Below are 9,825 nucleotides of genomic sequence, written 5' to 3' on the forward strand. Positions count from 1 at the left end.
GATTTAAAATATTACATATATTTTTAAAATGTCACTCTAGATAAAATTATCAACGCTTTATTGCGTTTCAATAGAAGCGAACTAAGCTTATATTCCTAGTCAATATCAAGGATGGTATAAGTACATGTTAGCTAAACCTATATATGAATTAGTCCCCTACGGATACTTCTTTCTCGGCATGAGCTGCATCACATTAGCAAATAATTATGTACCAACATTAATTGGTGTAACTTTATTTTTATTAGGCGCTAACATTTGGCGAATGCGCTCAGAAGCTAGAAGAACAGATCATATAAGCCAGCGAGTTAAACAAAAAAAGTCCAACTACTACTATGAATTTAAACCATTTATTATTTTTATTTCGGCTTTCACTTTGATGCAATGGACACAAAATGAATTAGTCTCAGTGATCAGTATTTTGCTATGTATTGCTGCGGTGGTCATTTTATGCATGCGAGTTTTAAACCGTCATAGTCATTCATTACTTCATTGAAAAAGAGCGGCTTCGCCGCTCTTTTTTTAGTATTAAGCTAATTTATTTAGCAACTCTGTTCGAAGCAATTGATAATCAAACTTAATATCTTCAGCCAAACACTGCTTTGCCAATGCATCAGCAAGCGGTTTTGGCATTGGCAGTTCAATGTCTAAAATTTGCTCTACACTGTCTTTGAATTTAGCAGGGTGTGCGGTCGCTAAAAATATACCTGCACTACCGTCGGCTAGATTTTCTTTCAAGCCTTGATAAGCAATTGCAGTATGAGGTTCTGCGATATAACCAGTCTGATGAATTTTTTTCATCACCTCTTTTGTTTCTTCTTCACCAACACAGCTTGAATAAAAGTCATCATAGCTAAACCATTCGTTATCTAGCATAAATTGAACGCGTGGCCAGTTATTCGGTTTACTCACATCCATTGCGTTCGATAAAGACTCAAGTGTGTCATTTGGCGCCCACTCTTTATTTCGCAAGAAGCGTGGCACAGTGTCGTTTTGATTAGTTGTGGCACTTAATTTAGCAACAGGCATTCCAAGTACAGCACCAATCATCGCCGCACATACATTACCAAAGTTACCACTAGGTACTGAGATATGCGCTTTACTACGCTGCTCTTTTGGTAATTGCGCAATTGCTTCAAAGTAATAGCATACTTGCGCAACTAAACGACTGATGTTGATTGAATTCGCTGAGTTTAAACCTAGCTTTTGTTTAATTTCATCGTCTAAGAAAGCTTGTTTTACCATACTTTGGCAGTCATCAAAGCTACCATCAACGGCGTAGCAGTGAATGTTATTACCTAAAGTAGTGAATAGTTTTTGCTGCGCTAATGATATTTTACCTTTTGGGTATAAGATCACGACATCGATATTTGGCTTGTTATAAAATGCATGAGCAACGGCTGCGCCAGTATCGCCCGATGTGGCCGTTAAAATAGTGACTTTTTCGCCTTGGTTAAATTGGGCAAGACACTCAGCCATAAAACGACCGCCAAAGTCCTTAAAAGCAAGCGTTGGGCCATGAAATAACTCCAAACAATAAATGTCTTTTTCAACTTCTACCAACTTCACATCGAAGTTAAAAGCGTTTTGCACAATCTGTGCGACGGTATCAGCAGGTAATTCATCACCAATTAAGTGCGATAAAATCTTACTACTCCGACTAACAAAGTCCAAATCTAATAAAGTATCAATGTCTTGTATTGGCGATAGGCTATCAGGGAAGAACACACCTTGATTACGGCCTAAACCCGTTTTTACCGCTTCCACAAACGACACCTGTTGTGTTTCATCTTTTAAATTATGTAATTGCATGTTTATTCCTTAAATTCTTTAAAGCTGTCGCGTGCCAAGTTGATCAAGTTGGCAGATATGGCAGAAGCCCTGCTCATTAATGTAATTATCATTCAGCCACGCTGCACACTTTTGTGCAGCTTCAAGACTCTTACACACGGTAAATAATGTTGGCCCAGCACCTGAAATACTGACAATTTCAGCGCCAAGCTCTGGTAAAGCACTTTTCGCTTCGACAAAGCCTTGAATAAGCGGTGCACGATACGGTTCGGCTATTTCATCAGACATAATTGATAGTGCAGCATCAAAACGGCCAGTGAGCAATAAGCTACTAAACGCAGAAAGCCGCTGTGCAAATTCAACACTGTCGTGCATTGATAATTGCGTTGGCAAGACCGAACGCGCTTTTGCGGTATTCAGTGAAAAACCAGGGAAAGCCGCTACATAATACCATTGATTATCAACAGGTAACGAAATTGACTTGTTCGGAATGAGTTCACCCGTTAATTGCAAACCACCTAAATAACACGGCGTGATGTTATCGTAATGACGGCCGCCACTAACAATGGCTTCAAAGTCAGCCATCAACTCGATAAGTTGCTCTTGGGATAAATTCGTTTCGGCGAACTTATCGAGGGCCGCGAACGCAGCCACTACAGAACAAGCACTTGAACCTAAACCAGAGCCAATCGGTAGATTCTTTTTAAGCTCAAGCTTTACCGCTGACATAGTCGGCGCAACGTGCTCTTTAAAGTGAATTAAACATTGATAAGCTAAGTTTTCTTCAGCATTTGCAGGCAATTTACTGGCATAGTCGCCAGAGCATACAAAAGTATCTTGCTCTGCGGCACTAACCTCTACAACATCACCTAATAAGCTGCCATCGATAGGTGCCAGTGCGGCACCGAGTGCATCAAAGCCGACAGCAAAATTCCCGATTGAAGCGGGTGCATATACACGGATCATGACCAGCTCCTAACGTGTTAACGTTTTTAAGATATCAGCAAATACGCCTGCAGCCGTTACTTCAGCACCAGCGCCATAACCACGAATCACAAACGGACGAGGTTGATAATATTGACTTAAGATTGCCAATGCATTTTCACCGTCACGGATATCGTAAAGAGCATGGCTACTATCTACGGCTTCAATGCCTACTTTACATTGACCGTTTTCAATAGTGCCCACATAACGAAGTACTTTACCTTCACTTGCAGCACTTTGAATGCGGTCGTTAAACTGCGCATCAAGTGATGGTAGTTTTGCCATGAAATCTGCTACAGAATCATCTTCTGCAAACCCTAAAGGTAAAACAGATTCAACTTCGATATCGCTTAGTTCTAATTCAAGACCAGATTCACGGGCAATGATCAGTAGTTTTCGAGCAACATCAGTTCCAGATAAATCATCACGCGGATCAGGCTCTGTAAATCCACTTTCTTTTGCTTTTAATGTTGCTTCACTAAGTGATAAACCATCTTGTAGTGCACCAAACATATACGATAATGAACCCGATAAGATACCGCTGAATTTAATGAGTTCATCGCCCGCACCAAATAGCGATTTAAGATTATCAAGTACCGGTAAACCTGCACCTACGTTTGTTTCGTATAAAAATTTACGATTATTCTTTTGTGTTGCTGCAACTAAATCTTGGTAGTAAGCATATGAGCTAGTATTGGCTTTTTTGTTAGCAGCAACAACATGAAAACCGGCATTCAAGAAATCCACATATTGCGCAGCAAGCTTATCGGCCGAACTACAGTCAACTATCACAGGGTTGATTAAGTGGTTTTGTTTTACAAATTGCTCCACCAAACTTAAATCAAATGCTTGCTCTGACTCGGCTAGTTTGTCTTGCCAGCCATTAAAAGCAATACCTTCGCTATCAAGGTAAAGCTGTCTTGAGTTAGCAACACCGTATAAGTTCAGCTTAATGTTACGCTTTTCAAGCCACGCTTGTTGGCGTTGTAACTGCTGAATAAGCTCTTGACCAACCAAACCACAACCAAGTAAAAAAACATCAATTGAAGGAATGTGGGTAAAGAAATTTTCATGGCAAACTTTTACAGCGTCGTTGCAAAACTCACCGTCGATGACCGCTGAAATTGCACTTTCAGTGGAATCTTGTGCAATTGCAACAATGTTAACCTGCGCTTGTGCTAACGAAGCAAAGAACTTAGCCGCTAACCCTTTGTGAGCACGCATGTTATCGCCTACTAAAGTGACAATAGCAAGGTTACGCTGCACTTGAACTGGTTCGATTAGGCCAGCTTGTGATTCTAATTCGAAAGCAGTCTGAAGTGCTTCAAGGGCAAGCGATAGGTCGCTTTCATGAACACAAAAACTGATGCTAAATTCACATGAAGATTGAGTGATTAAAACAATTGAAACATTGTCATGAGCAAGTGCATTAAATACTTTTGATGCCATGCCCACTTTACCTTTCATACCTGGGCCTGAAACAGTTAACATAGCAAGGTTTTGTAGACTTGATAGCGCTTTAACAGGCTCGTTAGATACACTGTCGTTACTGATCACTGAGCCTTCAGCACGTGGATTATGTGTATTTTTGATCTCACACGGCACACCCGCTTTGGCACAAGGTAAAATCGTTTTCGGGTGCAATACCTTCGCCCCAAAATAAGAAAGCTCCATCGCTTCTTTATATGATAGTGAATCAACCTTAGACGCTTTTTTGATATAACGCGGATCAGCATTATAAACGCCATCAACATCAGTCCAGATCTGACATACATCGGCTTCTAAACATGCTGCAGCAATTGCCGCTGAGTAGTCTGAGCCATTTCGACCAAGTGTTGTTAGCTCACCTTGTTCGTTAGCAGCAGTAAAGCCCGGCATGATATAAATAGTGCTCGGTGCAGCTTTTAGTGCTTCTTGAAAACGCAACTTACTTGCAGCCAAGTCAGCTTCAGCATCAATGTAGCCGCCCACAGAGGCAATACAATCAGTCGCTTCTAGATAGCGAGCATTGCTTTGTTTAAGCATGCACTCCATCAAAGCAACACTTACGCGCTCACCAAAGCTAATAGTATAGGCACGTACTTGGTCTGGGCAGCACTTTAAAAGTGCAACACCATCAAGTTTATTCTTCAGTTCATTCAAGTTAGGCCAACTTGCTACCTGACCAAAATCAGCTTCAACAGCAGCTTTTAGTTGTTCACAGCGCGCAACCAATGCTTGCCATAGCTCACTAAAGTCCTGCCCATGTTCTGCAGTACTTGCTAACGCGACTAATGAATCAGTCATACCACCTGGAGCTGATAGCACTAACAGCATTTCATCGCGTAATTCTTCTTTGACTAACTGAGCTACCTGTTGCAAACATGCGTAGTCGGCCAAGGACGACCCACCAAATTTTAATACTCGCATTATTTATGTTTCCTCATTCCATAAACGAAAAAGGCCTGTGTTCTAGTGAACACAGGCCTATAAATTTGTTGCACCGACCTATGCCACTATCCAGTAAGGATGATGGTTGTAATAATAATGGTCGTTGCGTGATTAAATGTTTTCATAGACTCTAGACTGCCTTAAATGTAGTCAGGCTGTCAACCCTTAAAGAAAAGATAAATTATGCGTTTGTGTTATTTAAAAGATTAATGAATACCAAATTTATGCAAAGTTGCTTTTAGACGAACAAGATCTATTGGTTTATCAATGAAATCAATGGCGCCCAACTTTACTACTCTTTGCTTCATTTCAGTCTGAATATCAGCCGAAATAACTATTACAAAGCATTCTATTTTCTCTGCTTTAATAGATTCAAGCACTGCGACTCCATCCAGTTCAGGCATGGTTAAATCTAAACAGAGTAGATCAAAATTATGTTCGCGCAGTAACGCAAGTGCTTCACGCCCATTGGTTGCTTGTTGAATATCTGCATTCAAGCAATCCCCTAAACAGCGCACTACCTGCTTACGGGCAATATTTGAGTCATCACAGACCAGTACTGAAAAATTAGGATTATTCATGAAATAAAAATCTTTGCTGTAGCAAATACAACATTAAAAAAGGCTAATGTTAAAAAAGTTAAAGGTGAAATAAATTTATAACACAATTTTTAAAGCGCAGTAAGGCTAAGCTTTTTCAAAAAATACTAACAATTTATAAATGTTCCAGTAAAAAAGGATATATTTATTTCTTTTTAACCATTTATTAGCTAACTTTAGAACTAGCTGAATGTATTACAATTGTCACCAAGGAGCTATGGATATTCCATGCTACAAAAAAGCCTGTCAAAAGAATTATTAACAAATGTGCTCTCTGTCTACTTTTTACTAACCTTCGTGGTGACGTGTGGACAGGTTATTGCTGAGTACGTTAATACAAAAGATTACATTCGCGACGAGTTAACTACTTTACAAAAAACATTTAGCCGTAGTTTAACCCGTGCAATTTGGGAACTGAACGATAAACAAACCATCACGACGGCTGAGGGCCTACTGGCAATCCCTATGATCGAAGGCATTATTGTGCGTGATGATAGTGGTGAGGTACTCTCACAATTAGGGCGTTCGTTAGATATTCATGAGCTTTACAGTCAACAGTTAGTTCAAGAAGAAGCAATTATCGAAGATACGCCGTCGGGTTTATTTGGTTATACATTCCCACTTATTTTTGAATTCTCGGGTAAAACAACCCAAGTAGGCGACGTAACCCTATTCTCAAGCCGTGAAGTGGTATTTAGCCGCATCATGATTTCTATCTATTTTTTAATCGGAAATGCGATGATCAAAACCACCTTTTTGATCATTCTTTTCTTACTCGCATTTAGAAAGCGCTTAACCGAGCCATTGGCACAGTTCACAGAACAAATTGAAGATCTAGAACTAAACGACTTAGAAGGTCGCCATATCGAGATCAAAACCGTTGAGCATAACGAATTAAAAGTAATGGAAGAATCTTTCAACCGCTTAATTGATAAAGTGGTACTTTACCGTGAAGAGCTCGAACATACCCAAAAAGAACTTTTGATAAGTAATGAAAAGCTCGACCAACATAACTTGCAGTTAGAACAAGAAGTCGCACGCAAAACATCAAACCTAAGCCAAGCTATGATGGACTTGCAGCAACAAAAATACGAGCTTGAAAAACAAAAGCTAACACTTACTGAAGAAATCGATTTACGTAAGCAAACTGAACAAGAGCTAATAACTAAGCAAACTGAGTTACAACGCTACCTTGATGAACTTAATATGGCACAAGAGCGCTTAGTAGGCTCAGAAAAAATGGCTGCATTAGGCGGCTTAGTTGCAGGTATTACTCATGATGTTAATACACCTATTGGGATTGGTGTTACTGCAACTTCCTTTTTACAAGAGCGCTTAGACCAAATTGAAGCAGCTTACAAAGATAAGACTCTGTCGCCAAAAGCACTGGAAGAATTTATTAATGATGCTAAACAAAGCACCAGCTTACTCACCAGTAACTTAGACCGTGCTTCTGAGCTGGTTGCAAGCTTCAAGCAAATTGCAGTAGACCAAGCCAGTGAAGCGGTACGAACAATTAATTTTAAAGAGTATTTAGGTGAAGTGATCCGCTCTTTACATCCAAAACTCAAAAAAACATCGCATCACATTAATTTAGATTGCCCTGATGATTTAACGCTTAACCTACCTGCGGGTGCTATCAGCCAAATTTTCACAAACTTGATTATGAACTCACTCATTCATGGTTTTGAAGGTATTGAAAGTGGTGTTATTGATATTGTTATCAAAGAAGAAGATGACGAAGTTGTCATCGACTTTAAAGACAATGGTAATGGCGTATCAAAAGAGCAATTAGAAAAGCTCTTCGACCCATTCTTTACTACTAAACGCGACCAAGGCGGCAGTGGTTTGGGCACACATATTACCTTTAACCTCGTTAAACAAACCCTAAGTGGCGATATTGAGGTATCAAGCGAAGTCGGTAAAGGCTTGCACTACCATATTAGTTTTCCGAAAAACATGCCAAAACCTCTTTCAATGTTTAACTCATAAGCAAATAGAGCTGATGCCGAAATGATTCATTTCGGCATCAGTTTTTTATTGCTATGATTGGGCAAATTTATTGAAAGGATTAGCCTAATTATGTGGTTTAGTAACCTTATCTGTTACCGTTTTAAACAAGACGTTTCATACTCTCAAGAAGACTTCGACAAAGCCCTAGAGCAAGACCTGTTTCGTTCATGTACCGGCCAAGAGCTTTCAACTTTTGGTTGGACAAAAGCGTTTGGTAAGCATGGGCAAACCCTGTCTCACTTCTCTCAAGACAGCATTTTAGTATGCGCAAAGCGTGAAGAAAAAGTGCTGCCAGCTGCCGTTATCAATGAAATGGTTGCAGAAAAAGTTGAGCAAATAGAAGCGGAAGAAAACCGCCCAGTTAAGAAAAAAGAAAAAGACGAACTAAAAGAAAATATTCTACACACGTTACTACCTCAAGCATTCAAAAAATCGAGCCTACAGTTTGCGTTTATCGACCAAAAGAATGGCTGGGTTGTTGTTAACAGCGCAAGCTTTAATAAAGCAGAAGAGCTTTTAGCCCTACTTCGCAAATCACTTGGCACACTTCCTGTCGTACCTGCATTTGCTAATTATGATTTAGATGTATTTTTAACTGATTGGTTAACTAATTTCAGTACGCCTGAAGGCTTTTCAATCGGTAACGATGCAGAACTTGAAGAAGCAGGTGACAGTGGCGCTCAGGTTAAATTAAAAGGCCATGATTTATCATGTGACGAAGTTAAGTCTCATTTAGAAAATGGTAAGCGTGTAACTAAGCTTGCTCTTGATTGGCAAGAGCGCGTCAAATTCATGCTGCAAAACGATGGCTCGATTAAACGTTTAAGCTACTCAGAAACACTAAAAGAAGAAAACGCTGACATTCCAAAAGAAGATATGGCAGTAAAACTTGATGCTGACTTTATCTTAGCGTCAGAAGAAATTAAGCAAATGCTAGAAGAGCTGACTCAAGGCTTAGGCGACAAGGAAGATTTATAAAATTAACTCTTAGGTTAATTAACACTAAAAGCGCGACTAACTAAGTCGCGCTTTTTGTTTAAATTAGTCAGTAAAAATCGCTTTTACTTCGTTAAGCATATCGTGATATTCATCTTCACTGAACATATCAAGTGATTCAATCACGCCTTTATCCATGTAGGTTTGTAATGCTGCAGACTTATCAGAAACCTGTAAAATCCCTTCTAAAATTGCCCCAATACGAATGAAATCAACATAGCAGATATGTTCTGGACGATAGTTTGGATTTGCCCAACTTTCAGCAACTTCTACAAACTCATCAGTAAAGCCCCAAGCACGCATAATTGCACCACCTACTTTACCACCTAATTTTTGGATAGCATGTGCAAGGAAACTTGGGTTTGCGAACACCTCTGGGTGCTTTTCGGCTTCAGTTAAAATTGGCAGTACACCAATGTTATAAACTAATGCCGCTAAGGTGATTGTGTCGCGATTAAGCGAGGTTTGCTTGTTTCTGCGTAAAAAGAAGTCCATTAAGGTAATTGAGTGGCACGCTACTTTAAGCGTTTTTTGCCATGCCTTGTCCATATAGCCTTTGATCAGCTCATTGTGCGATACAAACAGCTGTTCCATTGCCATTGCGGTAGCAATGTTTTTGATTTGACGTAGACCAATTCGTGTTACCGCTTGGTGTAGATTTGTGACTTTAACTGAGCGCCCCATAAATGCACTATTCGCAACTTTGATCATTCGTGCTGATAATGCTGGATCATGAGAAATGACATCTGCCATATCCATCAAGTTTACCTCGGGATTATCCGCGGCTTGCCTAACCTTTACTGCAACTTCCGGTAAGGTAGGTAACACTAAAGTGTCGTTATTTATTCTGTCGACCAATATGGTCAGTAATGCATTTTCTGTTGACATATGTGTGCCATCCTCTTGGATTAGCCCGCCCAAACAAAGACAGACTAATGACTGACATTATTAGATTAGTTATAGTTTTAGTATTGTCTAACTTAGCGCTAAAGTTAAGAAATTCACAGAAATTATC

8 protein-coding genes are annotated in these 9,825 nt (G+C 39.7%); 3 read left to right on the top strand and 5 right to left on the bottom strand.

Annotated elements, in window-relative coordinates:
• The first annotated feature begins 124 nt into the window (after positions 1-124).
• Complete coding sequence (locus L1D46_RS18195; RefSeq protein WP_130049558.1) at positions 125-493, top strand: hypothetical protein; 369 nt, start codon at positions 125-127, stop codon at positions 491-493.
• Between the two features lie 32 nt (positions 494-525).
• Here the strand turns inward: L1D46_RS18195 and thrC are convergent, their stop codons facing one another.
• From thrC to L1D46_RS18215, 4 genes are all read right to left on the bottom strand, one after another.
• Entirely contained in the window at positions 526-1,809 is a 1,284-nt protein-coding gene (gene thrC / locus L1D46_RS18200) for a threonine synthase (protein ID WP_239977997.1), read from the bottom strand.
• Positions 1,810-1,827: 18 nt separating this feature from the next.
• Entirely contained in the window at positions 1,828-2,754 is a 927-nt protein-coding gene (thrB, locus tag L1D46_RS18205) for a homoserine kinase (RefSeq protein WP_239977998.1), read from the bottom strand.
• A 9-nt stretch (positions 2,755-2,763) separates the two neighbouring features.
• Entirely contained in the window at positions 2,764-5,181 is a 2,418-nt protein-coding gene (thrA, locus tag L1D46_RS18210; protein WP_239977999.1) for a bifunctional aspartate kinase/homoserine dehydrogenase I, read from the bottom strand.
• A 227-nt stretch (positions 5,182-5,408) separates the two neighbouring features.
• A complete protein-coding gene (locus L1D46_RS18215) occupies positions 5,409-5,783 on the bottom strand; it encodes a response regulator (protein WP_130049562.1) in 375 nt (124 codons plus the stop codon).
• A 246-nt stretch (positions 5,784-6,029) separates the two neighbouring features.
• Between L1D46_RS18215 and L1D46_RS18220 the strand changes: the two genes are divergently transcribed.
• Together L1D46_RS18220 and rdgC are read left to right on the top strand one after the other, a co-directional pair.
• Positions 6,030-7,793: a HAMP domain-containing sensor histidine kinase gene (locus tag L1D46_RS18220; RefSeq protein WP_130049563.1), complete on the top strand. Its 1,764-nt coding sequence runs from the start codon at positions 6,030-6,032 to the stop codon at positions 7,791-7,793.
• A 90-nt stretch (positions 7,794-7,883) separates the two neighbouring features.
• Positions 7,884-8,792 (top strand): recombination-associated protein RdgC, encoded by a 909-nt coding sequence (gene rdgC, locus L1D46_RS18225; RefSeq protein ID WP_239978000.1) that lies wholly within the window; start codon positions 7,884-7,886, stop codon positions 8,790-8,792.
• Positions 8,793-8,855: 63 nt separating this feature from the next.
• Here the strand turns inward: rdgC and L1D46_RS18230 are convergent, their stop codons facing one another.
• The gene (locus L1D46_RS18230) at positions 8,856-9,698 is read right to left on the bottom strand and encodes an HDOD domain-containing protein (RefSeq protein ID WP_058586211.1); all 843 of its coding nucleotides are present in this window, start codon (positions 9,696-9,698) and stop codon (positions 8,856-8,858) included.
• Positions 9,699-9,825 lie beyond the last annotated feature (127 nt).

This window comes from Pseudoalteromonas sp. Isolate3 (assembly GCF_022398505.1).
Taxonomy (GTDB): Bacteria; Pseudomonadota; Gammaproteobacteria; order Enterobacterales; family Alteromonadaceae; genus Pseudoalteromonas; species Pseudoalteromonas apostichopi.

Excerpts from the sequence above, each read along its gene's own strand:
- L1D46_RS18195 (WP_130049558.1), top strand. The coding sequence starts at position 125 with ATGTTAGCTAAACCTATATATGAATTAGTCCCCTACGGATACTTCTTT.
- thrC (WP_239977997.1), bottom strand. The coding sequence starts at position 1,809 with ATGCAATTACATAATTTAAAAGATGAAACACAACAGGTGTCGTTTGTG.
- thrB (WP_239977998.1), bottom strand. The coding sequence starts at position 2,754 with ATGATCCGTGTATATGCACCCGCTTCAATCGGGAATTTTGCTGTCGGC.
- thrA (WP_239977999.1), bottom strand. The coding sequence starts at position 5,181 with ATGCGAGTATTAAAATTTGGTGGGTCGTCCTTGGCCGACTACGCATGT.
- L1D46_RS18215 (WP_130049562.1), bottom strand. The coding sequence starts at position 5,783 with ATGAATAATCCTAATTTTTCAGTACTGGTCTGTGATGACTCAAATATT.
- L1D46_RS18220 (WP_130049563.1), top strand. The coding sequence starts at position 6,030 with ATGCTACAAAAAAGCCTGTCAAAAGAATTATTAACAAATGTGCTCTCT.
- rdgC (WP_239978000.1), top strand. The coding sequence starts at position 7,884 with ATGTGGTTTAGTAACCTTATCTGTTACCGTTTTAAACAAGACGTTTCA.
- L1D46_RS18230 (WP_058586211.1), bottom strand. The coding sequence starts at position 9,698 with ATGTCAACAGAAAATGCATTACTGACCATATTGGTCGACAGAATAAAT.